Source organism: Microcoleus sp. AT8-B5, assembly GCF_036705565.1.
Lineage (GTDB): Bacteria > Cyanobacteriota > Cyanobacteriia > Cyanobacteriales > Microcoleaceae > Microcoleus.
Window position 1 is genome coordinate 94,763 of sequence record NZ_JAUBUY010000013.1, and the last position, 25,336, is coordinate 120,098.

The following is a 25,336-nucleotide window of genomic DNA, read 5'->3' on the forward strand; positions in this document are numbered from 1 at the left end:
TGTCGATGGATTAAAATTACATGGTTTTTAGTTTTGGGTTTTTGGCTGGCTGGGGGAGCGATCGCCCGTTGAGTCGAGATGATTTATCGTTGGGTGGGGGCGGGTTTTTGAGATTGTTTGTTTCCGGCGATGATGGTTGGTGAACCCGCCCCTACGGGTATGATGTCGATGGATTAAAATTACATGGTTTTTAGTTTTGGGTTTTTGGCTGGCTGGGGGAGCGATCGCCCGTTGAGTCGATCGGCATTACCAAGATTTTATCAACTCGGTTGCCGTCCATATCGACTACTTCCACGCGCAAACCGTTCCACTCAAAATGCTCGGCTGCTGTGGGAATTTTCCCCAAATTTGTAATCACAAAACCGCCCATTGTGTGGTAACTTCCTTTGTGTTCGGCTGACTCTTCGATTCCAAATAGCTCAAAAAAATCTTCGACTGCTAGCATTCCGTCTAACAGCCAAGAACCGTCTTCGCGCTGCACGGTTTGAGGTTCGTCAGCATCTTCAATCGAGGGAAAGTCGCCAACGAGTTCGACTAAAATGTCGTTGACTGTAACCAATCCTTGAATCACGCCGTATTCGTCTACTACCAAGGCAATTTGATTGCTCGATTGTTTGAAAAGTTCTAATACTTTTAAACCCCGCGTGCTTTCCGGTACAAATAACGGTCGTCGTAAAGAAGCGCTTAAATCTAGGGGTTGACCAGTTAAAGTCCGAGACAGCATATCAGTAACGTGTACTAAACCGACAACGTTGTCGAGTCCTCCTTGACACACAGGAAACCGAGAATGACCACTGCCGAGCATTTTTTGGCGGTTTTCTTCCACTGAATCATCCAGATCGAGCCAGGTAAGATCGGGACGCGGGGTCATTAAGGCGCTGACTCGCCGATCGCCCAAACGAAACACTCTTTCCACCATATCTTGTTCGGCTTCTTCAAAGGTTCCGGCTTCTGTTCCTTGCTCGATTAAAACTTTAATTTCTTCCTCTGTAACTTGCGGTTCTGTAGAAGGCACAATCCCCATGATCCGCATCACTAAGTCAGTGGAATAACTTAACAGATAAACCGCAGGAGCGCCGATTTTTGAGAGCATTCGCATGGGAATTGCTACGCTTGAGGCGATCGGCTCTGGGTTGTTGAGTGCCAGCCGCTTCGGCACGAGTTCCCCGATAATTAAGGTCAGATAAGTGATGGTTAAAACTGCTACTACTGAGGCGATCGTCTGAGAATAGGGTCCCAAGGCAGGAATCAACCGTAACAAAGGCTCTACCCTTTTAGCAACCGTCGTTTCCCCAAAAGCGCCCGACAGAATGGCTAGCATCGTAATCCCGATTTGAACTGTCGGCAAGAACTGATTGGGGGCATTCGCCAGATCCAAGGCTACACGGGCATTGATCGAACCTTGGTTGGCCATCTGTTGCAGTCTCACCTTCCGTACAGAGATGATGGCCATCTCTGACATCACAAACAAGCCATTGAGGAAAACCAGCAGGAGAACAATCAGAAGGTCTATATTTGAGGACATTTCTAAAATTTTCGGTAGTAACGGCGAAGCGCTCTGCCCGGTTAGTCGATTTTAGATTTTAGATTTTAGATTTTAGATTGACGACGCCGCCAGTATCTGGGGGATTTCCCTAATGTCTAAAATTCTTCCATCTTCACAACTTGAGTACGTGGCAGGGTATCCGTCTTTGGGTGCAGTCACAGGAGAGGTCTGGAAGCTGCGAATCTCGATCGCAAAATCGAAATTTTTTCTAAACCTGGCCCTATATTAACGGAACTGGCTCGATCGCGATCGCCGGATCGACATATTAAAGCACAAATCTATCTCCAGTTAAGTTCCCAGGCGTCAATCGATTGCGCGATTTTAGATTTTAGATTTTAGATTGAAGCCTTGACTTGCGCGAGATGAATCACGTGGCGGGTATCCTGGATGCTTTCGGTCAACAGCAGAGCGGCACAATCAGGGATGTTTGTCGTACAATCTCCTTAACAGGCAAAGGGAAAGAGCCTTCGCCGATCGGGGATTAAAATTAAAAGCGCATGACTTTCTCTTCAATAATTCGTACCCTGGGGCGATCGCCCCTAGCAACAGAACTCCTCAACAAGCTCAAGCGCCATCGCTACGTGCAACTGTCCGGCGTAGCCCGTTTGCCCAAAGGTTTAGTAGCTTCCGCCCTCGCACAGCAAGAAGGGCGGAGTTTACTGGTAGTGACAGCAACTCTAGAAGAAGCCGGCCGTTGGGTGGCAGGGCTAGAGGCTATGGGCTGGCAGACTGTGCATTTTTACCCAACTTCCGAGGCTTCGCCCTACGAGCTATCTTACTCCGACGAGAACGAAATGACGTGGGGACAAATGCAGGTGCTGGCGGATTTGGTCGAGAAACAAGAAACAAACCCTAATTCTAAGCCGATCGCGATTGTAGCCACCGAAAGAGCTCTCCAGTGTCACTTGCCCCCGCCTGCTGCTTTTGAACCCTACTGTCTGACGCTGAAGCGAGGTGCGGTTCAAGACTCGAAGATACTTGACCGCCAACTTGTGTCGATGGGCTACGATCGAGTGACTCTGGTAGAAATGGAGGGCCAGTGGAGTCGCCGGGGCGATATTGTCGATGTGTTTCCGGTAGCGGCGGAGTTGCCAGTGCGGCTGGAATGGTTTGGGGATGATTTGGAGCAAATTCGGGAGTTTGACCCGTCTTCCCAGCGATCGCTCGATAAGGTCGATCGGTTAGTTTTAACCCCTACTAATTTTAACACAATTATTAAAGCAGTTTTATCTGAAAAAAAGGTTGACGAAATCAACCACATAGGCTCGGTTGACACAGAAAATGAAGGCGAAAAATTTGTCCGCAGGCTGTTGGGTTTAGCGTTCGAGCAACCTGCATCTTTGTTGGATTATTTGACTGAAAATACTTTAGTTGTTATTGACGAACCCCAAGGGTGCGAAGGTCACAGCGACCGCTGGTATGAGAATGCACAGGAACAGTGGAATAATTGCAATCGGGAATCGGCAGTTACTGGTGAGGAAACAGAAAAATTGCCAATTGCTAATTTGAAAGTTCCAAAAATTCACCGCACTTTTGCTGAATCTATGGCAGATGTCGCAGCTTTCGAGAGGCTAGAACTTTCAGAATTGGCAGAAGATTCTACGGCTAAAAAACTTCAAAGCTCTGCGGAGGGCGACCAGCTACCGTCTGCGATTAATTTGGCTTCTAGGCCTGTGCCGGTGATGCCTCACCAATTTGCAAAGCTGTCTCAAATGCTCAGGGAAGAGCGCGATCGGGGGTTTACCATTTTTCTGGTTTCTGCTCAACCGAGTCGATCGGTTTCTCTGCTGTCGGAACACGACTGTCCGGCTCAGTTTGTGGTGAATCCGCGCGATTATTTGGCGATCGACAAGTTGCAATTGCAGCACATTCCGGTGGCTTTGAAGTACAGCGGGCTGGCAGAATTAGAAGGTTTTATTCTGCCGACTTTTCGGATTGTGTTAATTACCGATCGGGAATTTTACGGTCAGCATTCTCTCGCTACTTTTAGCTACGTCCGCAAGCGCCGTCGTGCTGCTTCTAAGCAAGTAGACCCGAATAAATTAAGCCCTGGTGATTATGTGGTTCACCGCCAGCACGGAGTGGGTAAATTTATCAAGTTGGAACGTTTGACGATCGATCGGGAAACTCGCGAATATTTATTGATTCAATACGCTGACGGTACTCTGAGGGTGGCGGCCGATCAATTGGGCGCTTTGTCGAGGTTTCGGACTGTAGGCGATAAAGTACCGGATTTAAACAAGCTGACAGGCCAAACTTGGGAAAAAACTAAAACAAAGGTTCGCAAAGCTGTTAAGAAATTGGCAGTGGATTTGCTGAATCTTTATGCTAAAAGAGCTAAACAAACAGGTTACGCTTTTCCTCCTGATATGCCTTGGCAACAAGAATTAGAGGATTCTTTTCCTTACCAGCCAACCCCGGATCAGTTGAAGGCAACTCAGGATGTGAAACGCGACATGGAGGGCGATCGACCGATGGATCGTTTGGTCTGCGGCGATGTCGGTTTTGGTAAGACAGAAGTGGCTCTGAGAGCGATTTTTAAGGCGGTTACGGCGGGCAAGCAGGTGGCTTTGCTCGCGCCGACGACGATTTTGACCCAACAGCACTATCACACGCTCTCGGAGCGTTTTTCCCCTTATCCGATCGAAGTTGGTTTGCTCAATCGCTTTCGCACTGAAACCGAGCGCCGAGAGATTCACAAGCGTTTGGCGACTGGGGAATTAGATGTGATTGTCGGTACTCAAGCTGTTTTGAGCAAAGCCATTAAATTTCGGGATTTGGGCCTGTTGGTGGTGGATGAAGAACAGCGGTTTGGAGTTAAGCAAAAGGAAGCAATTAAATCTCTCAAAACAGAGGTAGATGTTCTGACTTTGACAGCAACGCCGATTCCCCGGACTTTGTATATGTCGCTGTCGGGGATTCGCGAGATGAGTTTGATTTCGACTCCGCCTCCTTCCAGACGCCCGATTCAGACGCATTTGGCTCCCTATAACCCGGAAGTGGTGCGATCGGCAATTCGTCAAGAATTGGACAGGGGCGGCCAGGTTTTTTACGTGGTGCCACGGATTGAGGGGATTGATGAGTTGGCCGTTCAGTTGCAGGAGATGGTTCCGTCTGCCAGAATTGCGATCGCCCACGGTCAAATGGAGGCGTCGGAACTAGAATCAATCATGCTGACTTTCAGTGCGGCGGAGTTTGATATTTTGGTGTGCACGACGATTATTGAGTCGGGTTTGGATATTCCGCGAGTCAATACAATTTTAATTGAAGACGCGCAGAAGTTTGGTTTGGGTCAGCTTTACCAGTTGCGGGGACGGGTGGGACGCGCGGGGATTCAAGCTCACGCTTGGCTGTTTTATCCGAAGCAGAACCAACTGTCTGATGCTGCAAGGCAGAGGCTGCGGGCTATTCAAGAGTTTGCCCAGTTGGGTTCGGGCTATCAGTTGGCTGTCCGAGATATGGAAATTCGCGGTTCGGGTGATGTTTTGGGTACTGAACAATCTGGTCAAATGGAGGCGATCGGTTTTGATTTGTATGCTGAAATGTTAGAGGAGGCTATTCGGGAAATTAAGGGTCAGGAAATTCCGAAAGTTGAGGACGCGCAAATTGACCTAACTTTGACGGCGTTTATTCCTGCCGATTACATCGCAGATTTGGATCAAAAGATGAGCGCTTACCGGTCTGTGGCTTCTGCTAATACCCCTGAAGAATTACAGCAGATTCAGGCTGATTGGTGCGATCGCTATGGGCCAATTCCTCTGCCAGCCCAGCAACTTATCCGTGTTGTCGAACTCAAACAAATTGCTAAAAAAATCGGTTTTTCTCGGATCAAACCGGAGAATAAGCAGAACATAGTTTTGGAAACTGCGATGGAAGAGCCTGCTTGGAATTTGCTCAAGGCTAATTTGCCGGAACATTTGCGCTCTCGTTTTGTCTACAGCAAGGGGAAGGTTACTATTCGAGGTATGGCGGTTTTGACGGCCCAAAAGCAATTGGATAATTTGATTGATTGGTTGGGTAAAATGCAGGGCGCTTTGCCGGAAGCAAATGTTTGATTTTAATATATAATCCCCAAATCTAGCGCACCGCCGAAACCACAGAATAATACCGATGGAACCATAAAAAATCTTACTGCTGTTTTCATGATGGTTTTAGCGACAGAAAGGATTAAAATCGTGAAAAAGTTAGTGAGTATTTTTTTGGCGATCGCGCTAATGCAAGGAGTCCCAATGGCGGTTCAATCTCAACAAATAATTGACCCGATCGATCGGGTTGTGAGTGCTGGATTGATGAATAAAGATGCCAGTGGCAATTTTAATGCTGATGGCCTTGTCAGTCGCGCCGATTTGGCGGTGATTTTAGTGAAAACTTTTGGTTTGGAACGCCGGAAAACAGCTCAGAAACCGGATAGGGAAGTGCCGGACGTACCGAAGAGTTACTGGGCTTACAGTGCGATTCAAACTGCTTTGAAAACGGGAACGATGAGTGGATATCGCGACGGAATGTTTTTCCCAAATCAAAGGGTGACTCGCGCTGAAGCTTTGGCGATTTTTGCTCAGGCTTACGGGGTTTTTCAGTTTCCCGAACCCAGCATTTCCGAGATTTTAGCTAAGTATCCCGATGCAGGCGAAATTCCTAATTGGGCTAGAAAGTCTATAGCTACTGCACTTTATGAAGGGTTCGTTAATGTTGATGTCGCAACTAATAAGATTAATCCTTTGAAACCGATGACTCGTGGGGATATCGCTTACGCTTTGAGCAAGTATTTAGAACGGCAAGTAAGGCCCACTTCTTTGCCTGTCCCGGACGAGGAGCCTCCCGATCGCGGCGTGGGAAGGTGATAGTGTTAAGTTGTGATATCAAATCCGGTAGCATCCGAATTATTCCTCTCTGTATTCTCTCCCTCTGCGTTCTCTGCGCCCTCTGCGGTTAAATAATCCCGATACAACCGGAAACGATATGAGTTAAAAAGTCGATCGCCCGCCATTCAAACACCATGCAAAATCCCGGAGATTTGGTGACTGTAAAAGCAGCCATCAAACCCCCAGGATTTAAGTTTTCCCTCTTAAACGAGGCTCAAATTATCCCCAGTGAGCTTTAACTCACTCAGCAGTAGCCAATTCGGTACTGGCACCACCGCGCTTCCGAGTCAGGGTATTGAAAAGCATCTGACCGACTGCTTTAATCAAATTGCCTTCTAACTCCATGAACATCTTCATGTTCATGCCAAAAGCTGCATTAGCTTCGTCAACAATTCGCTCTGCTGTTGCTTCGTCAATCGGCAGTTCATTCATTGCCTGACGGTAGTTACCCTTGAATTCTTTTTCATCAGGAATATCCTGGAATTCATAGAAAGCAGTGCCTTCTCCCTCGGAAAGATTCATCCCGCGCTGGGCAATTCCCTTGAGGATTTGTCCGCCGGATAAATCGCCCAAGTAGCGAGTGTAAGAGTGAGCTACTAACAGTTCTGGTGCGGTCGCCGAAATCTCGCGAATTCGCTCCACATAAGCTTTAGCTGCTGCTGACGGACCTACTTGTTCGCGCCAATTCGCACCGTAGTAGTAAAATAAATCTTGCTCTAAGCTGTGTTTGCGATTCAACTCAGAAAAGTAAATTTTTGAAACAACCGGATGCTGCTTTTGGCGTTCCATTTCCTCTTCCATTGCCGAGTAGACAAAGTAGAGGTTTCCTACTAACTTCCGGTAAGAAGTTTTTTCTACAACGCCTTTTAAAAAACACTTGACAAAACCGACGTTTTCTGCCATTGTGTGGGACTTTTTGGTTCCCTCACGCAATTTGGTCGCTAAATTGATGCTCATAAAAAAATTCGGTAAGTGGGAAACTCAGCGTCTTTAGACCTGAGATGGAAACGGCTCGGCGGTCGAAACCGCCGTGAATCTTTGCATTACACGAGGATTGCTAGATGGGAGTGTAATGAATGTAATGTAATTTCGATGGGACACTTCAGCTAGGGGAGCGTGCATCGAAATTACCCTCTCAAATTTGGCAACCCGCGATCGCATAATGTTTGCTCTTTCGAGCCTCCCTTTCGGGGTGATGTTAGCTTCGACAAAGTTAACGGCCGGTACTATATCTAGGACACTGATTTAACCCAATAAGTCTGTTTAATCCTAAATTTCTAGAGCAAGGAACTAGCTTCGCATTCCCTGGTAGGTCTTTAACTCTTACCGTTAACGTAGTACCAAGGTACTGAGTCTGGTCAACTGCGGTTTAAGTCTTAGGCTAGAAGCCCAATCTCTTTAGACCTGGGTCGTTGACGCTCTATTTGTCCAACCTTCTATTTTTGTGGTAGCTGATGGATGCGCCAAAAATCTAAAATTTACCTAAGTGTTTACCTTAGATCGATTTGATGAGAGATTGTATTAATTTTTATAACAAAACCTAGAAACATCAAAGGGCCCTGATGCCCGATCGCCCGAAAGGGCAGAAGGCATCAGGGCCGCAAAAGTTTAGTCATGAGTCCTGAGTCATTAGCTGCTAGCTAACGACTCAGGACTCATGATTAATTTAGATGTCCAAGTCGAGGAGGTTGAGTTTGGGGCCGTAGGTTTCGATGAATTCGCGGCGGGGGGCGACACGATCGCCCATTAAGATCGTAAAGATGCGATCGGCCTCAGCAGCGTCTTCAATCTCCACCCGTTTCAGCGTCCGAGTTTCTGGGTTCATCGTCGTATCCCACAACTGTGTCGGCATCATTTCACCCAAACCTTTGAACCGCTGAATGGTGTAGTTAGCATTCGCCGGAAATTCATTGCGGATGAGATTGTTCATTTCGCGATCGCTGTAACAGTAGTAATGATTGCGTCCCCGTTCCACTTTATAGAGAGGAGGACAAGCAATATAGATGTAACCTTGTTCTACAAGTGCCCGCTGATAGCGGTAGAAGAAAGTCAGCAACAGCGTGCGGATGTGGGCACCATCCACGTCAGCGTCAGTCATAATTACGATGTGGTGATACCGCAATTGACCCGGATCGAATTCTTCGCCTTTGATGCCCAAACCCAGGGCTGTAATTAACGATTGAATTTCGTTATTTTTGTAGATTTTGGCGTCGTCGGTTTTCTCAATGTTGAGAATTTTACCGCGCAAAGGCAGGATTGCTTGAAATTGGCGATCGCGCCCTTGTTTGGCACTGTTATGGACAAAAATTCCCGCAGCTAATGCAAAGTTGTGACTGTTGGGCACTTCGATGTCGTAAACATCGTAGCGTTCCTCCAAATGTTCGATCGACACAACGCGGTGGTTGTAATTCCGAACCGCTTGGCGAGCATATACTTCATCACCATTAAAGTAGCGATCGCAAAACGTCTCAAACTTCAACAAAGTCTTATCACCCTTCATGCGGCGATAAAGATTGTAAGCATCTACATTCATCCAACCTTCTTTCAGGTGGACTGTCTTCAAAGCTTCCAGCGTCTGGCGGTAATAAGTTTCCTTCAAAGTCGCTTTACGTTTCTGGCGAAACTCCGGCGTCCACTGTTCCTTAGTTTTTTCGCGCCGCCACTCCAACAAATTCTCATCTTGCCACTGTTCTTTAGCAAGTTGAGAATGAGTCTCCCGTGCTTCAGGATTGTTAGCAAAATGATTACTCACCCGTTCCGACTGAGCCAAACGGTTTTCTTCACTACTCCAATACTCTTGCTGGGCTTGGTTCAGCAGTTCATTATTTTGCTGGCGATAAGTTTCATCACTATCGTAAAACTCCCGCCACTTGCTCATCATGTAAGCTTTATACTCTTCATCTTCCCACTGAGCTTTCGCCTGTTCCGAAAGAATTTGTCGCGTTTCAGGCTGCCGCATCCGCTCTTTCATCATCGCCCGAAATTCATCAGTCATGTGAGCTTGACGGCTCTTTTCAATGACATCGGGCCTGTGCAAGGTTTTCTCAAGGTTCGCGCGGTGAAGAGCCAAGTGATCCTCAGCCGACATTCGCTGAATATTTGTCGGATTGTTGTTGAGTTTATTGAAATCAACGTGGTGGCGGTGATTGCCCTCAGATGCTTGATAGACACCGTGTTTTAGGTTGTAGAAATCCGCTAAAAGATGGGTGTAAATCCACTTATCACTGTTGGGATTCCAAACCATTTCGTAACCGTTAAGTCCCTGGCCCTGTTTGGTTTTTTCCGACAACTTGCGGTGGAACGGCATTAATGAATCTTCCGGTGTCAGCAGGGCTGCTGCTTTGTAAGTGCCATCCCGCAACATGAATGGATGGTCGGGAGTGCAAGTTATTGTCTCCCCATTGTCTAATGTCAGTTTGACAACTTCAGCATTTGCTTTAGTCATCCGAGCATTAGTTATTCGCTCAAACCCGATGTTTCCACTCTCGCGAATGGTGTAGCAAAAGTGTTCTTTACCTTCTGCTTGTTCGTCAACTATCTGTTTGATAGTTTTTGTCGTACCGTCAGCTAATTTTATTTCCTGAGATGAAAAAAAACAGCCCCCCGCGGAATCCCCCTCGACGAGGTAGATCTCAGACAGGGCGGGGTCTCTGGAGCTACAGTCCGCTAATTTTCCAGGCAAAGGAGACGATTCTAAGACTGATTTTCGGCGCACTAAATCGCGGGCACGGCGGGCGGCTTCAGCGGCCTTAAATGCCTGAATTGCTTTTTCCAAAATAGCGTCGGCTACTTGGGGGCGAAACTCTAAATATTCTGTCAATACTTCGCCTACCAAGGAATCGACAATTCCCCGAACTTCTGTATTTCCTAGCTTGGTTTTAGTTTGACCTTCAAATTCCGGATCTGGGACTTTGACCGAAATCACTGCTGTCAAACCTTCGCGCACGTTTTCGCCGGCGAGGTTGGGCTCGTTTTCTTTGATTTTGTTGCGCTTGCGGGCGATCGAATTCATCGTCCGCGTCAAAACTGCCTTCAGACCTTCTAAGTGCGTGCCACCGTCGATCGTCCGAATGTTGTTAGCAAAACCTAGAACGTTGTCGCTAAAAGCATCGACGCACCACTGCAAAGCCACTTCTATCTGCACGTTATTGCGTTCGCCTTGCACGTAAATCACTTCTTCGTGCAGAGGCTGCTTTTCGCGGTTCATGTAGGCGATATATTCCTTGATTCCGCCCTCGTAACAGTATGTTTCGATGCGAGGTTCGCTACTTTTAAGCAGTTCCAAACGGTGGTCGCTAAACGTAATTCTCACGCCCGCATTCAAGTAACCCAATTCTCGCAAGCGCCCCGCGAGTGTAGTGTAATCAAATTCAATGCCAGTGCTAAATATTTGAGTATCTGGCAAGAAAGAAACTGAAGTGCCGGTGCGAGTGCCTTTGTTGGGCTTGGCAGTAAGTTCAGTAACTGGATTGCCTCTTTCGTAGCGCTGTAAATGTTCTTTTTGGTCGCGCCAAACTGTCACTTCTACCCACTCGGACAGCGCGTTAACAACAGAAATACCTACACCGTGCAATCCTCCAGAAACCTTGTAGCCACCACCGCCAAATTTACCGCCGGCGTGGAGTACAGTCATTACTGTTTCTATTCCCGATTTGCCAGTCTTGGCAACGATGCCGGTCGGAATACCCCGGCCGTCGTCTGTCACGGTAACGGAACCGTCGGCGTTGATGTCAATCTCGATGTGAGTGCAGTGGCCAGCCAGCGCCTCATCGATGGAATTGTCCACAACCTCGTAAACTAGATGGTGGAGTCCTCGCGGGCCGGTGGTACCGATGTACATCCCCGGTCGTTTGCGGACTGCTTCGAGACCTTCGAGAACTTGAATTTGGTCGGCGCTGTAGCTGCTGGTCATACAAAAATAGCTCCAATAATGAGGCCTAAAGCCCCGAAAGCTTATAAAATAGGAAAACTCCTAAAATTATAGCACAAAACCGTTAAAGGCGATGCTAGGGCTTTCTGAAGGGAAATTTATCGGGGGGACGTACCCTTTATAGTTTGACTTGGGTATCTATTGACATTTTGTTGCGGGGCTGTTAGCTGGAACATTGAGAAGTGCGATCGCCCCGTTGTCGGCGGCTGCGAATAACTGTCCTGTAGCTATTGTGGCTTCGCAGCAATGCCCGCGCTTGGCGTGCTGCCACAATTGCGTCGCGAATCTCGATCGCCTGTTGCGCGATCGCCCCAGCTACTTCGGGGCGGGCGTTCAGATACTCAATCAACTCGTTTTCCACCAAAGATTTAACGATTTCTTGTACCTCCGGGTTGGCTAACCGATTTTTAATCGACCCTTCAAACACGGGATTCAATACTTTAACGGCAATGATGCCAGTGAAGCCACACTCTAAAACCTGAGTCCAATCTAAAATTGGGTCTGTGTCTTTGAGCTTGCCCAGATTGCGGGCGATCGCGCTCACCGTGCGCCGAGTCATCAATTGGAAGGTGTTAAAGAAAGTGCCGTCAATGTTCTGGACGCAGTTGGCAAAACCTAACAGTCGGCCGCAGGAATTATCTTGGCTCGGAACGTGCCACTGAAAAGCTATTTCTACTTGTACGTCGTCTCGATCGCCCTGAATGTAAATAATATCTTCGTGCAGCGGTTCGACATCAGAGTTCAGGTAGGCGACATATTCCCGGATGCCGTCGGGGTAACAATAAGTTTCAATTGAGGGAGAACTACTGCCTGGCATTTCCAAGCGGTTGTCAGTCAATATAATTTTCAAACCGGGATTGAGATAAGCAAGCTGCCGCAGGTGAAGGGCGAGAGTCGGGCGATCGAACTCAATGCCATTCTTAAAAATCTCCACATCTGGTTTGAAACAAATCGACGTACCCGTGCGGTTTTCGGAACTGGGTTTAACTGTCAGTTGCGTAACAGCGATGCCTTTCTCAAAACGCTGGCTGTAAATTTGCTCCTCGCGCCAAACAGTTACCTGCAACCATTGAGACAAAGCATTGACAACTGCTATCCCAACTCCGTGGATACCTCCAGAAACCTTGTAGCCGTCGCCACTCCTGCCGACAAAGCAGAGAACCGTTAAAACTGCTTCCAAGAATGATTTGCCAGTTTTGGAATGAATCTCGGTGGGAATTCCCCGGCCGTTGTTTGTCACGGTAACGGAACCGTCAGCGTTGAGGTCAACTTCGATGCGAGTGCAGTAACCGGCCAGCGCTTCGTCGATGGAATTGTCAACAACCTCGTAAACTAAATGGTGGAGTCCTCGCGGGCCCGTGCTACCGATGTACATCCCCGGTCGTTTGCGAACTGCTTCGCGATCTCCGAGAACTTGAATTTGGTCGGCGCTGTAGCTGCTGGTCATACAACAATACCTCCAATAATGAGGCTTAAAGCCCCAAAAGCTTCTAAAATGGGAAAACTCCTAAAATTATAGCACAAAACCGTTAAAGGCGATGCTAGGGCTTTCTGAATGGAAATTTATTAGGGGGAGGGAGGGGAATAGTTTTGAGATTGCTGGAGGACTGCCCAGGCCGATCGCGGTGAATCAGTGTAGGAGAGAGGGGAAAGCATTGATAGGAGAGGATTTGAGAGTTTTTATAGGGAAATGTGCGACAGCTTATGCCTAGATTAATTACGATTTGCGGGGCGACGGCAACTGGGAAGTCTGGAGTGGCTGTGGCTGTGGCTTCGCGACTGCAATCTTCGATTCTGAGTGCGGACTCCCGTCAAGTGTACCGCGAATTTGACATCGGAACCGCAAAACCGACGGCGGTCGATCGCACTTGTGTACCGCATCACTTAATTGACATCTGCGATCCGACACAAACTCTGACACTAGCAGATTACCAGCAACAAGCTCAAAATTTAATAGCTGCTGTTGATTCTCCTCTGTTGTTGGTTGGAGGGACGGGCTTATATATTAAATCGATCGTGCGCGGTTTAAAAATTCCGAGGGTAGCGCCGATGCCCGAATTGCGATCGCAACTAGCAGAACTCGGACAATCTCAATGTTACGCGATGTTGCAGCAGGTCGATCGCTCTGCCGCCGAGAAAATTCACCTCAATGACCCAGTAAGAACTTTAAGAGCACTGGAAGTATTTTATGCGACCGGTCGCCCTATTTCCGAACAGCAGGGCGAAAATCCTCCCAATTATCCTATTTTACAAATTGGGTTGGATTGCGCGATCGATGTTTTGGTCGATCGGATCAAACAGCGCACCGAACAAATGCTAGAACGCGGTTGGATTGCTGAAGTAGAATATTTGTGTAAAAAATACGGCTGCGACTTGCCACTGTTGAACACGCTGGGATACCAGGAAATGAAACAATATTTGGCTGGCGAGATTAAGCTTGAAGAAGCGAAAGAATTAACAATTTTGCACACGCGGCAATTTGCGAAGCGTCAGCGGACATGGTTTCGAGCCTATCCTGAAATTGAATGGTTCGATGTTAGCATACCCGATTTGTGCGATCGAGTTTGGCGGAGGGTTGCAGAGTTTTGTGAACAATAAAGAGTTTTTTTACCGCAGAGGGCGCAGAGGGCACAGAGAAAGAGTAAGGAGAGATGTAAGTGTTATTTTTAATTTGGCAAAATTTCTCTAATTCTTTGCCGAAACAAACGCACAGCAGCACGCTGTCCGACTGTTCTGCTTTGTTCGATGAAACCGGGAATTTCAGCAACTGGTAAAAAGGGAAATGCTAAACTGCGATCGCACATTTCATATTTCCCTTTTCTCGTTCCCAGGATCTGCCTGGGAATGCCTGAATCCGAGGCTCTGCCTCGCACAAATAGGGAGGCAGAGCCTCCGGATCTGCGTTCCTAGGCTGAGCCTAGAAACGAGGGGAAATCCGTCAATTAACTGTACAAACTCGCCACATATTCGCCGTAACCGTTATAGGGCAAAGTTGGGCGAGTTTCCCACGACCAACTGTTACCGGGGCCGACTATGCGTTCGCTGGCCTGCGACCATCTGGGGTGCGGTTTGTCGGGCTCGACATTTGCTTCAAAGGCGTATTCGTTGGGGCCGATTGTATTCCAAAAAGTGGCGGGCTGTTGTTCGACAAATTCAATTTTTACGATCGACTTTGCGCCCTTAAAACCGTATTTCCAAGGAATCACTTGCCGCAGCGGCGCACCATTTTGCTTTGGTAGCCTTCGGCCATACAAGCCTGTGGCAAAAAATGCTAAATCGTTTGCCATTTCTTCAATTCGCAGACCTTCGGTATAAGGCCAAGGATAAAATTGCGACATCAAACCGGGGCCGGGAGTTATTTTGGGATCGTAAAATGAGGTAAAGCGAACGAATTTAGCTTTCGATTGCGGTTCGACATCAGCCATCAGTAATTTCATGGGAAATCCTACCCAAGGAACTACCATCGCCCAGGCTTCTACACAGCGAAATCGATAAACTCGTTCTTCGATAGGAAATTTTTTGTTGAGGTCGTCAATATCATAAGTGCGGGGATTTTTTACTAAACCTCCTACTTCTACTTTCCAGTTTTCTGTTGGCAAAGCTTGAGCGGCTTGCCAAATAGATTTTGTGCCGCCGTATTCGTAAAAATTGTTGTATTTTGTAGCTAAGGCTTCGTCGGTAATCGCTCGATCGACTTTCGCAAAGTCGGGATTCCGGCTCAATCCCGCATATGCTTGGGTTGAGCTTTGATCCAGAGCAGTTTTTGAGCTAGCATTGCTTTGGCAGCCGATCAGCGGCAGCAGGGAAGCAGTCACGCCGGCGCCAATTAAATTGGTCATGAAGCGGCGGCGGTTGAGAAAGGCTGTTTCTGGGGTAATTTGGGGTTCGAGAATTTCCCAAGGTTTGGGTACGCGAATTAAGGGCATAAGTAATAGTTAAAAGTTAGTAGTTCGTTTGGCAAAAATTGCCTAAGTTTTAATCAGCTAGTCGATTTGACATTAGAAAGTTGAACTTTTAGATTCACTCCATAGAACAAAGAATCGCCGATGTTTGGCAAGACCTCGCCATTGCTTTGCTGCGATCGCAATGCAAGTATTGGCAATGACAGTATAGCGTAATTCGGTAATAACTGAGATATTGCACCATTCTAAACAACAGGCTTTCCGGCCTGTTCCACAAAGAATGATTTTCTTGTGGGGTAGGCATCCTGCCCGCCCATAGGATCGACCTATTAAACCTCGCTCGCAGGAAAGTCAGCAATTATTTACGTGCGATCGACCGCAGCAATTGTGGCGAAAATCTGGGAAACAATTATGATCAAGCAAAGATTCCAATTATTTAATTTGTCCACAGGAAGCGGCACGCACCGCCCCGCTTTCCTCCCCCACCGAATGTCGGACGGGGGTCTCCAGCGGAAAGACAAATGAGTTACTGCATCAATCCCCATTGCCAGAATCCCCAAAATCTCGATCGCGCGACAGTATGCAAAAGTTGCGAGTCGAACTTGCTGCTAAAAGGCCGCTACCGAGTTTTTCACACCCTCGGTCAAAGTCTCACTTGCCGCACCTTCTTAGCTGTCGATGAAGACCAACCTTCGCAACCCCGCTGCGTCATTCAACAGTTCTGCGCGCCTGCTGCAGGTTCCACACAAGAAAACTGGGCATTTCGCCGCTCGGCCTCAGTTATCGACAAGTTGGGCCAACATCCCCAAATACCGAAACTGCTGGCATCTTTTGAACTCGAAGGCTGCCAGTATTTAGTGCAAGAATACATCGAAGGCCGCAATTTAGCCGATCGGCTTTCAGAAAAAGGTGTTGTTAAAGAAATTCAAATTTGGTATCTGCTGAGCGAATTGTTGCCAGTCCTGCAATTTGTTCATGAAAATCAACTGATTCACGGAGATATCAAACCGTCGAATATTATTCACCGCAAAAATCCCCAAGCATCCCCAGCTTGGGCAGGGAAAGAGGGTTTACATTCCGTGTCTCAGGAAAGTTCCTCTGGGCTAGTTTTAGTCGATTTCGGCGCGGCAATTCGGGCTAATAGTGGCCCGATCAAAACAGAAACGGTGACAGGTTCAGCAGAATACGCGGCCCCGGAACAAATTAAAGGCCAAGCGATTCAGAGCAGCGACATCTACAGTTTGGGCGTCACTTGCATTCACTTGTTAACGGGAATGTCGCCCTTTGATTTGTTTGACATCAAATCCGAAAGTTGGGCTTGGAGACATTATTTGAAAGTACCAGTTTCGGCGCGACTCGGCCGCATTCTGGATAAAATGGTGCAGCGAGAACCATCAAAACGCTATCGATCGACCGAGGCAATTCTCACAGACATGAATTACGGCCCGGCACCGGTAGACGTGATTCTCAGCAAACCCAAGTGGACTTTGGCAATGTGGGGAGGAACTGCGGTTGCCCTGCTGTCCGTAGTGCTGGGTTCTCGCTTGCCTTCTCCTGCACCGCAGGCTTTCACTTCTGGTGAGCCTGTTTCTAGCATTCCCGAAATTCGGTTCAATCCGCCCCCGATGCAGGATTTCAACGGTGATGCATCGCAGTCCCGGCCTGCTGTACGCACTCTGGCGGATCTAGACAAAAACCCGGTTTGGACGGTAGCAGTTGCTCCCCAGGGCCGCGCGATCGTCAGCGGGAATAACGACGGTACAATTCACTTGCGGCACAAGCGTCACGGCAAGCTGCTCAAGGTTTTAGCCGGACATTTGGGGCCTGTGTGGTCGGTGGCTGTCAGCCCCGACGGCAGGACGATCGCCAGCGGTGGCGTTGACGGTACGATTAAATTGTGGAATTTCTATTCTGGCAAGTTAATTCGGACTTTGGACGGACACCAAGACGGCGTGTTCTCGGTGGTTTTCAGTCCCGATAGCCGGACTGTGGCCAGTGTCGGTAAGGACAAAACTTTGAAGTTGTGGCAAGTCGAAGGCGGGGCCGAGTTGGAAACTCTCAACCGGGTTTTTGACGAGGTGCAGGCGGTGGCTTTCAGTCCCGATCGAGAAACTTTGGCGATCGGCAGCAGCGACGGTAAGATCAACCTGTGGAACTGGCAGACTGGGGAATTCAAAGAAACTCTTTGGGGTCATTCTGAGGCGGTTTGGTCTCTGGCCATCAGCCCGGATGGTCAAACTCTCGCCAGCGGCAGTTGGGACAAGACGGTGAAGCTGTGGGATATCAGCGCAAATAATCAGTTCGGGCAGCCCAACGGTTCTCTGCTACGGACTTTGAGCGGCCATTCCGACAAGGTTAAGTCCTTGGCTTTCACTCCCGACGGAGACAAACTCGCTAGCGCCGATTTGAGCGGCACTATCAAGCTGTGGCGCATGAGTTCCGGCGAAATGGCGGGCACGCTGAAGGGTCATTCTACCTGGGTGGATTTGGCTTTTAATCCTCAAGACAAAACTCTGATCAGTGGCAGTTTTGACGACACGATTAAGGTGTGGCGACTGTCTCCTTAATTTTTTCGATCGCCCGTTCGATCGATTTTTGAACAGCTAGGGCGATCGAACATTTAGCTAATTTATCTATCAACACTTCGGACAGTTTCAATGCCCACGCATGGGGTGGCGAGAAACCCGGTTTCTATGAGTTTTGCTAACAGGAACAAGAAATATAGTCAGCAACCGGGTTTCAGATCGTCAAAAGTGCGTCCAGAACTTTGCTGACTTTTATCTTGTTTTAATCGGGGTGCCCTAAAACCTCTATGCTACGGTTGGTAATCAAAAACTGTCCGAACTGTTGGTACAGAAACAAATTTAAAATTGACAATAGTCAGAATATCCCTAGAAATCGCGGTTGCTAACTAACAGTTGTGGTAAAGTAGTTTTGGCTGTTAAAGTAAAATCTATGACCGCAAATTCCGAGTTAGCAGAGCAGTATTTGTCAGCGGGCGATAGCCTTCAGAAATCAGGAAAGCTTGAGGAGGCGATCGCTCAATATCAAAAATTACTAGCCATTCAAGCCGATAGTCCGATCGCACTCAACAAGATAGCAGAAATTTATTATACGCAACAGAAATATGTAGAGGCGATCGCCTCCTGTTACCAAGCACTTCGTCAGCAACCCAATTTCGCCGCCGCCTACAAAACCCTAGGCAATATCCTGCAAGCCCAAGGCAAAATAGACGCGGCAATTCGTGCCTACTCCAAGGCGATCGAATTCGATCCTAATTTTGTCGAAGCCTATGTTAACTTGGGCAGTATGTTTTACAAACAAGGCCAGCTCGATGACGCCATAACTTACTATCAAAAATCTATCGTTATTCAACCAGATTTAGCCGTCGCTTATTGGAATTTAGGCAAAAGTTTGGAAGAGCAAGGTCGAATCAATGAAGGTTTATTTTATCAAAAAAAAGCTTTCAACTTACAGCCGGAGTTAGAAGCTAGAAGCAATTCAGTAAAAAATCACACTTACTGAAGAGGAATGTTATAGTCGGAATAATTCTATCATTAACGATGCAAGCTGGATCAACATGGAAATTAGCCAGAATCCGCTCGAATTCCTAACGGCTAAAGTACAAGAAACTGTTGCCGATACCCAAAACTTAGCCAACGAAATCGCTGCTAAAGTTGAGGAAAGTGCAACTGTATTAACAGGGTGGGTACAATCAGCGCCAAGTTCAATGGTTAGTGCTGGGGCGATCGCCACTCAAGAAGCTTTTAAAATAGCACATAACATCCGTTTTGAGAACCTGCCAAGAAATCTGCAATCGAAATTTGCTAGGGCTGGGATGCGTGACGGAATGCGAAATGTTCAAGAAGCAGCAAAAGTATTTGAATCCATACCCGCCCAAATTCGTGCCCAAGGCCCAGAAGCAATTCGCAACTTCTGTCAAGATAAAGATTGGAGTCACATCCAAGCGCACGTCAATGGAGGCGGAAGCGAAGCTGCTAACGGGATTTTTGAATATTTTTGGGTGAATCGTGCTCGCGGTGGTGTAGACATGACTGCTGCTGAATTAGCAGTCGCTAAGCAAGTTTTAGCGGATGCAGCGTTTAAAGCAGCAGTTGCGGAAATCGTTGGGGCTGCAATGAAAGGGGCGATCGCAGCAGCAGTAATTGAGTTAATATTTTCTATCTTAGAAAACTCGCTATTGTGCGTTGAAGGCAAAATTACCCAGTCAGAGTTAGTCGAACAAGTCGCCACTGCCACCGCCAAAGCTGGCATTGCTGGCGGTGTTATTACTGGCATTCTATTAACACTGTGCATGATATTTCCCCCCATTGCTGCGCTTTTAGGTGCCGCAGCGATGCCCTTGGCGGTTGCAGGTATTGGTTTTATGGGAATTCGCGCCTGGGAAATCTTTTGTCACGGCGATCGACTATTTGGTATTACTCAACAAACACAAAAATTTCTGGGGATGACTGAAGCGACAACACAAGCAAATAATCAGAATCTTGACTTTTTCAAGAAGTCGAAGTTTTTGGTATTCTGATGATTGGGAAATATAAATATGTAGTTAAACACCAAAAATAATCCTAGAACAACCTGAATTGTAGGGGCGGGTTTTACCAACCATAATAGCCTAAGACTAATAATCTTATAAACCCGCCCGCTCCCATGTAATGTTTATTTCTACCCACTTACTTAATATGGATTCATTAGAAAAAACTCAAGATCAGCAGCATCCGCAATACAAGCGCGATCGAGCCAGTGTCGATACTTTATTAGCAGGAGAAGCAACCGAATACAATTTATCGGAATTAGCAAGATTAATAATTCGCTACCGAGGCTTTCCCGGCGCTAGAGATATTCAATCCGACTTAAAAAAAGTCCTGCAAAAATGGAATTATACCGAAGAAACTCTTTACGAACAAACCCGTAAAATTCACGCTACAGGTGAGGTTTACAGGCGACAAAAAAGCGATCAAGAAGATTGGGTCTAACTTTAGAAACCGGGTTTTTGGCAGTTTCTGCGGGCTGTAACGCGTCTTCTCGTAAAAAAAGCCTGTTTGTGACCAGTCGTGCGTCTACGACTATTAAAGCAAAGTGCGATCGCCTCAAGTCAAACTCAAAGGCGATCGCACTTAATTCCACTCAACTAGGCCCGAAAAGCCCGCGCTACAGAAACTACCTTACAACAAAAACATTTGTTGTAATATCGCTTTGAGCAACCGCTTCAACCATACCCAAATAGTTAGTGCCGACGTTAATTGCCGTAGCACTGACAGCAACTCCTCCATTCAGATTCAAACTTACAGCTTCATTAGTTTCTAACCACTAAATCGCCCGTACTGCTATTTATTGACAAGCTACCCTCGTAAAATACATCCCACAACTCGGGCAGGATGTCCAGCTTCCTGTGCTTGGATCGAATTGCAATGTACCCCTGTTGCTTCCACTTGCCAATTGGAAGTTCACAGCCTTTCCATATCCCCTCAACCGACAAAACGTATCTGCCCCCAATTGGCGTGCGTTAGGATCTAGCCCATTAGCACCTTTTAGCGCTACATCAATTGGGATACCATTTTCACCGACAGGATTTTCAAAAAGGCGGATGCCACTGTTACCGGCATTTGGCGTTGGAGTTGGTGGTTTAGGCTGTGGTGTACCTTGGCTAATCGGTTGTGGTAATTTGCACCAGCTAAACTCTAAATCATTCAAAGCAGTATCATCTCCCCTTCCTTGCTGACCTTCAACTTTCGCGCGAACACCACAAATTGCCGAATTCGGCGGACCTGTTACCCAATTTGGTGTCCAAGCTCCCCATTGAGCTCCACCAGATGCTTCAATTACAGTGCTATTACTATTACTACAGCCAAAAGTTACAGAATTTGCTCCTGTATCATCACCATTGCCTTGTGGTGGTTCTACTTTCAGTTTAAATGCTGTTGCATAACTTCCTTTCGGGCAATTAGCTCCTTCACCCCAATTCCCCCAAAATCCCGGATGTGGTACAATCCGCTCGACCATGTTTCCCGCACGATCGTAACAATATAAGGCAACAGCATTGAGTGCAGTATCGTCGCCCCCACCTTGATTCGGTTCAACCCTCATCGAATATCCACCCACGTAGCTACCACCAGGGCAATAAATTGCGGTAGACCATCCTCCCCAAGGTGTGGCATTAGGAGCATTTTTTACGCCAGTAATGTCATTGCGAAAAGAAGCAGCACTAGCAGTCAAAGTGCTAGTGATAAGAGAAAGCGCTAAACCGCTGGCAATCCACACATTATTTTTCATAACTAAACCTCTCAATTGTGATGATTCTGGTCAATCGTCAGGGGATATTTTTTACACTCCCCGATAGCAATAATCCGGACAGTTTTTAGGCGTTGCTGAATTTAGGTAGGAATTCACATTTCCCAATTGCTATAAGACCCGGGAGGGTGAGTTTTGTAACATCAAGCGAAAAGTTGATTCATACGCCAGAATCAGCAACACCAGTTTTTATATGGCCCAATGGCTTATTCTGTAGGACTTCGCAGCCCCTGTGGATAATTAAATCAATGTCAGCTCCACCCCGCTCGTTGCATTTAATGGGACTTTATTTATGATCCTTGCGCCGCGTAAGCTTGTAGTCTCGTTCCAAAAACTGTCCGGAGTATTGCGATAGCAAAGGCGGTTAAAAATTAGGCTAAAATGAAAGAGCGACAGTCAAAGTTCAAGAATTCACTAAATTGTAATACCCTTACTTTGCACCACTATTTGTGATGTATCCCCACCCAATAAAAATTATGGTTGGGGCTTCCGATATAGTGATGGGATGAGCCAGACGGAGCTATTTTCTGATGTATTCTAGCTTCTTTAATGGCTAATATCGTTTCCGGTTGGAACGGAATTATTTATATATTTGGATGGTCAGTGCGAGCGAGACGCTCGCACTACTCTATACTGCATGATTCCGATTTAACCGGATTTGATATAACTTCTTTCTGGCACGATCGCCCTTTTTCTTAACAGACTTCTTGGCAGAAACAGATGAGAGTTTTGACTCAGACGATTGTTGGTTCGCTTTTATTGGTTGCATATCGCTAACCCCACCCAAATCAAAGATTATGGGTGGAGACTGCGCGATCTCATTTTCCTTCAATTTTCAACTGCGTCAAACCATCTCTGGTGAAACTTGCATTGCCGGCTGCGGCTGGAACTGGAACAGCGAATAAACCACATTGCGGCGGATATCCGTCATCATGTCCAAAAACAGCTCGTAACCTTCAGTTTTGTACTCGATTAACGGGTCTTTCTGGCCGTAACCGCGCAGCCCTACCGACTCGCGCAAAGCATCCATTTGTTGCAAATGTTCCCGCCACAAAGTATCAATTTGCTGCAAAATAAAGAACCGTTCCGCATCGCGCATCAATTCAGCTCGGATTGCATTAACTTCCGCTTCTTTCATGTCGTAAGCGTTGCGGACTTGTTCGTGTAAGAAAGTTTTAATTTCCTCAACGGACAAATCTTCTAGCTGATCCGGTGTCATGTCAGCCAGCAAATAAACAAATTCCTTCACCTTGCTCACAAGTTTGTCGAGTTCCCATTCTTCCGAAGGTAAGTCGGGGTTGATGTATGCTCCCACGATGTCGTCCATCGTCTGTTCGGCATACCTAATTACCTGTTCCTTGGAGTCCAAACCTTCCAATACTCGGCGACGTTCCGCATAGATTGCTCGACGCTGATTGTTCATCACTTCGTCGTATTCAAAGACCTGCTTGCGGATATCGTAATAGTAGGTTTCGACTTTTTTCTGAGCGCCTTCGAGGGAACCAGTCAGCATTTTAGATTCGATCGGCATATCTTCCTCAACACCGAAAGCCTTCATCAAACCGGCAACCCGTTCGCCGCCGAAAATCCTGAGCAAATTGTCATCCAAACTCAAGAAAAACCGCGTAGAACCCGGGTCTCCTTGGCGTCCCGCCCGGCCGCGCAACTGATTGTCGATCCGGCGCGATTCGTGGCGTTCGGTACCGATGACGTGCAAGCCTCCCAACCGCACGACTTCATCGTGTTCGGTGCTGGTAAAAGCATCGTACTCCCTGCGAGTTAAATTGTAAGCTTCCCGCAATTTTTGAATTACGGGGTCTTTTGTCGGCGCTTTTTCCGAAGCTATAGCCACGATATCATCGGCTTGCAATTCCGTGAGCGATCGCTCCCCGTACTCCTTCACCGCCAATTCCACCGCCGCTTTGAGCATTTGCTCGGCATCTTTCGATAGCTGCGTCGGGAAAATCTGCGCCGAAGCTTTCCAAGACTTTACCTTTTTCGCAGTTTGACCAAAACCTTGAGGTGCGGGGCGGCCGCCAATACCGGGTACTTGCACCAGCGAAAACCCGTCCTCATCTTCGGGTTGCACAATCCGGGGCATAAAATACTCCCGCAACTTGAGGCGCGCCATGTACTCAGAATTACCGCCCAAAATAATATCAGTACCGCGTCCCGCCATGTTGGTCGCGATCGTCACAGCGCCTTTGCGTCCGGCTTGAGCAATAATTTCTGATTCCCGCTCCACATTTTCCGGTTTAGCATTAAGCAAATTGTGAGGAATTTTCCTCTCCTGCAGCAGCCGCGACAGCAACTCCGACTTTTCCACACTCGTAGTGCCCACCAGCACCGGCCGACCGATCTCGTGCATTTCCCCGCATTCTTGGGCGATCGCATTCCACTTCCCAGGCTCCCCTTTATAAACCATATCCGAAAGGTCAGTACGGCTGGTAATCCGGTTAGTGGGAATCAGCGTCACTTCCAGTTTGTAAATCTTCTCAAACTCCGTCTCCTCAGTCTTCGCCGTCCCAGTCATCCCCGACAGCTTCGGATAAAGCAAAAAGAAATTCTGATAAGTAATCGTCGCCAGCGTCTGAGTTTCCGGCTGAATTTCCGCCCGTTCCTTAGCTTCGATCGCCTGGTGCAAACCGTCACTCCAGCGCCGTCCCGGCATCACCCGCCCGGTAAACTCATCCACAATCACCACTTCGCGATCGGCATTGACGATGTAGTTAATATCCTTAATAAACAATTCCTTCGCCTTAATCGCATTAAAAATGTAATGCGCCCAAGGGTCAGCCGGGTCGTACAAATCCGTAACACCCAACAACCGCTCAGCTTCACCAAAGCCTTCATCGGTCAATAGCACATTCCGAGCTTTTTCGTCAACCTCGTAATGTTCTTCATTTTCCTTTCTCAGAGCAGCAGCCACCTCAGCCGCCCGGATATACTTCTCACTGGGGCGTTCCACCTGGCCGGAAATAATTAAAGGCGTCCGTGCTTCATCAATCAGCACCGAGTCAACCTCGTCAATCACGCAAAAATTAAAAGGACGCTGCACTACATCTTCCATGACAGTAGCCATGTTGTCGCGCAAATAGTCAAAGCCGACTTCGCTGTTCGTGGCGTAGGTAATATCGCAGTTATAATTTTTCTTTCGTTCCACCTGATCCATGCCCTGCTGAATCAGTCCCACAGTCAATCCCAGGAAGCGGTGCACCTGTCCCATCCATTCCGCATCCCGCCTTGCGAGATAATCGTTCACGGTGATGATGTGTACGCCTTTACCGTTGAGGGCGTTGAGGTAAGCCGGTAGCGTCGCCACCAAAGTTTTGCCCTCACCGGTTTTCATTTCGGCAATTTGGCCTTTGTGCAGGATGATGCCGCCGAGGAGTTGGACATCAAAGTGGCGCAGTCCCAAAACCCGCTGTCCCGCTTCCCGCACCACTGCAAAAGCTTCCGGCAAGATTTCGTCTAGGATCTCTTTTTCTTCGTTGATAGATTTAGCTTTTGCCAGACGTTGTTGAAACTCGGCCGTTTTTCCTCTGAGGCCGTCGTCTGAGAGTGCGCGGAAGTCTTCTTCCAAAATATTGATATCAGCTACCCAAGGCTGAAATTTTCTCAGTTTGCGCGCGTTGGGATCGCCTAGCAGATTTTTAAACATGGCAGGAGAGGCAGATTTTTAATAATTTAGCTATTAGCTTTCAGGGTTACGGGCTGTAGTGTTAGCCACAACATATACCCTCCCCGATTGTAGCAACCATTGGGTCTCCTGGGCCGTCGCTGGGGG

17 protein-coding genes are annotated in these 25,336 nt (G+C 47.6%); 8 read left to right on the top strand and 9 right to left on the bottom strand.

What is annotated here, in order from left to right; translation table 11 throughout:
- Positions 1-190: 190 nt before the first annotated feature.
- Positions 191-1,525: a hemolysin family protein gene (locus tag QUB39_RS11585; protein ID WP_333053595.1), complete on the bottom strand. Its 1,335-nt coding sequence runs from the start codon at positions 1,523-1,525 to the stop codon at positions 191-193.
- A 383-nt stretch (positions 1,526-1,908) separates the two neighbouring features.
- Between QUB39_RS11585 and QUB39_RS11590 the strand changes: the two genes are divergently transcribed.
- From QUB39_RS11590 to QUB39_RS11600, 3 genes are all read left to right on the top strand, one after another.
- Positions 1,909-2,031, top strand: a complete 123-nt coding sequence (locus QUB39_RS11590) for a hypothetical protein (protein WP_333278891.1) — start codon at positions 1,909-1,911, stop codon at positions 2,029-2,031.
- A 12-nt stretch (positions 2,032-2,043) separates the two neighbouring features.
- The gene (gene mfd, locus QUB39_RS11595) at positions 2,044-5,601 is read left to right on the top strand and encodes a transcription-repair coupling factor (RefSeq protein WP_333208900.1); all 3,558 of its coding nucleotides are present in this window, start codon (positions 2,044-2,046) and stop codon (positions 5,599-5,601) included.
- Positions 5,602-5,721: 120 nt separating this feature from the next.
- Positions 5,722-6,387, top strand: coding sequence for an S-layer homology domain-containing protein (locus tag QUB39_RS11600; protein WP_333208899.1), 666 nt, complete (start codon positions 5,722-5,724; stop codon positions 6,385-6,387).
- A 261-nt stretch (positions 6,388-6,648) separates the two neighbouring features.
- On the opposite strand, the gene QUB39_RS11605 is transcribed toward QUB39_RS11600, so the two are convergent.
- The 3 genes from QUB39_RS11605 to QUB39_RS11615 form a co-directional block, all read right to left on the bottom strand.
- Complete coding sequence (locus tag QUB39_RS11605) at positions 6,649-7,365, bottom strand: heme oxygenase (biliverdin-producing) (protein ID WP_333208897.1); 717 nt, start codon at positions 7,363-7,365, stop codon at positions 6,649-6,651.
- A gap of 709 nt (positions 7,366-8,074) precedes the next feature.
- Positions 8,075-11,320: a DNA topoisomerase (ATP-hydrolyzing) subunit B gene (gyrB, locus tag QUB39_RS11610; protein WP_333208895.1), complete on the bottom strand. Its 3,246-nt coding sequence runs from the start codon at positions 11,318-11,320 to the stop codon at positions 8,075-8,077.
- 181 nt (positions 11,321-11,501) lie between these two features.
- Positions 11,502-12,785, bottom strand: a complete 1,284-nt coding sequence (locus QUB39_RS11615) for an ATP-binding protein (RefSeq protein WP_333053600.1) — start codon at positions 12,783-12,785, stop codon at positions 11,502-11,504.
- A gap of 257 nt (positions 12,786-13,042) precedes the next feature.
- On the opposite strand from QUB39_RS11615, the gene miaA reads away from it, so the two are divergent.
- Positions 13,043-13,936: a tRNA (adenosine(37)-N6)-dimethylallyltransferase MiaA gene (miaA, locus tag QUB39_RS11620; protein WP_333208893.1), complete on the top strand. Its 894-nt coding sequence runs from the start codon at positions 13,043-13,045 to the stop codon at positions 13,934-13,936.
- 68 nt (positions 13,937-14,004) lie between these two features.
- Here the strand turns inward: miaA and QUB39_RS11625 are convergent, their stop codons facing one another.
- Both QUB39_RS11625 and msrP read right to left on the bottom strand, forming a co-directional pair.
- A complete protein-coding gene (locus QUB39_RS11625; protein ID WP_333053602.1) occupies positions 14,005-14,142 on the bottom strand; it encodes a hypothetical protein in 138 nt (45 codons plus the stop codon).
- 138 nt (positions 14,143-14,280) lie between these two features.
- Positions 14,281-15,264: a protein-methionine-sulfoxide reductase catalytic subunit MsrP gene (gene msrP / locus QUB39_RS11630; RefSeq protein WP_333053603.1), complete on the bottom strand. Its 984-nt coding sequence runs from the start codon at positions 15,262-15,264 to the stop codon at positions 14,281-14,283.
- 497 nt (positions 15,265-15,761) lie between these two features.
- On the opposite strand from msrP, the gene QUB39_RS11635 reads away from it, so the two are divergent.
- The 4 genes from QUB39_RS11635 (at position 15,762) to QUB39_RS11650 (ending at position 20,234) form a co-directional block, all read left to right on the top strand.
- Positions 15,762-17,807: a serine/threonine-protein kinase gene (locus QUB39_RS11635; protein WP_333053604.1), complete on the top strand. Its 2,046-nt coding sequence runs from the start codon at positions 15,762-15,764 to the stop codon at positions 17,805-17,807.
- A gap of 388 nt (positions 17,808-18,195) precedes the next feature.
- A complete protein-coding gene (locus QUB39_RS11640) occupies positions 18,196-18,765 on the top strand; it encodes a tetratricopeptide repeat protein (protein WP_333208890.1) in 570 nt (189 codons plus the stop codon).
- 55 nt (positions 18,766-18,820) lie between these two features.
- Positions 18,821-19,783 (top strand): hypothetical protein, encoded by a 963-nt coding sequence (locus tag QUB39_RS11645; RefSeq protein WP_333053606.1) that lies wholly within the window; start codon positions 18,821-18,823, stop codon positions 19,781-19,783.
- A gap of 157 nt (positions 19,784-19,940) precedes the next feature.
- Complete coding sequence (locus tag QUB39_RS11650) at positions 19,941-20,234, top strand: DUF3288 family protein (RefSeq protein ID WP_333053608.1); 294 nt, start codon at positions 19,941-19,943, stop codon at positions 20,232-20,234.
- Positions 20,235-20,418: 184 nt separating this feature from the next.
- Here the strand turns inward: QUB39_RS11650 and QUB39_RS11655 are convergent, their stop codons facing one another.
- From QUB39_RS11655 to secA, 3 genes are all read right to left on the bottom strand, one after another.
- On the bottom strand, positions 20,419-20,541 hold the full coding sequence (locus QUB39_RS11655; protein WP_333208887.1) for a hypothetical protein: 123 nt from the start codon (positions 20,539-20,541) through the stop codon (positions 20,419-20,421).
- Positions 20,542-20,589: 48 nt separating this feature from the next.
- Positions 20,590-21,531 carry a hypothetical protein gene (locus QUB39_RS11660; RefSeq protein WP_333053610.1) on the bottom strand — a complete coding sequence of 314 codons (942 nt, stop codon included), beginning with the start codon at positions 21,529-21,531 and terminating at the stop codon, positions 20,590-20,592.
- Positions 21,532-22,393: 862 nt separating this feature from the next.
- Positions 22,394-25,210, bottom strand: a complete 2,817-nt coding sequence (gene secA, locus QUB39_RS11665; RefSeq protein ID WP_333053611.1) for a preprotein translocase subunit SecA — start codon at positions 25,208-25,210, stop codon at positions 22,394-22,396.
- Positions 25,211-25,336: the final 126 nt, after the last annotated feature.

Excerpts from the sequence above, each read along its gene's own strand:
- QUB39_RS11585 (WP_333053595.1), bottom strand. The coding sequence starts at position 1,525 with ATGTCCTCAAATATAGACCTTCTGATTGTTCTCCTGCTGGTTTTCCTC.
- QUB39_RS11590 (WP_333278891.1), top strand. The coding sequence starts at position 1,909 with ATGAATCACGTGGCGGGTATCCTGGATGCTTTCGGTCAACAGCAGAGC.
- mfd (WP_333208900.1), top strand. The coding sequence starts at position 2,044 with ATGACTTTCTCTTCAATAATTCGTACCCTGGGGCGATCGCCCCTAGCA.
- QUB39_RS11605 (WP_333208897.1), bottom strand. The coding sequence starts at position 7,365 with ATGAGCATCAATTTAGCGACCAAATTGCGTGAGGGAACCAAAAAGTCC.
- gyrB (WP_333208895.1), bottom strand. The coding sequence starts at position 11,320 with ATGACCAGCAGCTACAGCGCCGACCAAATTCAAGTTCTCGAAGGTCTC.
- QUB39_RS11615 (WP_333053600.1), bottom strand. The coding sequence starts at position 12,785 with ATGACCAGCAGCTACAGCGCCGACCAAATTCAAGTTCTCGGAGATCGC.
- miaA (WP_333208893.1), top strand. The coding sequence starts at position 13,043 with ATGCCTAGATTAATTACGATTTGCGGGGCGACGGCAACTGGGAAGTCT.
- QUB39_RS11625 (WP_333053602.1), bottom strand. The coding sequence starts at position 14,142 with ATGTGCGATCGCAGTTTAGCATTTCCCTTTTTACCAGTTGCTGAAATT.
- msrP (WP_333053603.1), bottom strand. The coding sequence starts at position 15,264 with ATGCCCTTAATTCGCGTACCCAAACCTTGGGAAATTCTCGAACCCCAA.
- QUB39_RS11635 (WP_333053604.1), top strand. The coding sequence starts at position 15,762 with ATGAGTTACTGCATCAATCCCCATTGCCAGAATCCCCAAAATCTCGAT.
- QUB39_RS11640 (WP_333208890.1), top strand. The coding sequence starts at position 18,196 with ATGACCGCAAATTCCGAGTTAGCAGAGCAGTATTTGTCAGCGGGCGAT.
- QUB39_RS11645 (WP_333053606.1), top strand. The coding sequence starts at position 18,821 with ATGGAAATTAGCCAGAATCCGCTCGAATTCCTAACGGCTAAAGTACAA.
- QUB39_RS11650 (WP_333053608.1), top strand. The coding sequence starts at position 19,941 with ATGGATTCATTAGAAAAAACTCAAGATCAGCAGCATCCGCAATACAAG.
- QUB39_RS11660 (WP_333053610.1), bottom strand. The coding sequence starts at position 21,531 with ATGAAAAATAATGTGTGGATTGCCAGCGGTTTAGCGCTTTCTCTTATC.
- secA (WP_333053611.1), bottom strand. The coding sequence starts at position 25,210 with ATGTTTAAAAATCTGCTAGGCGATCCCAACGCGCGCAAACTGAGAAAA.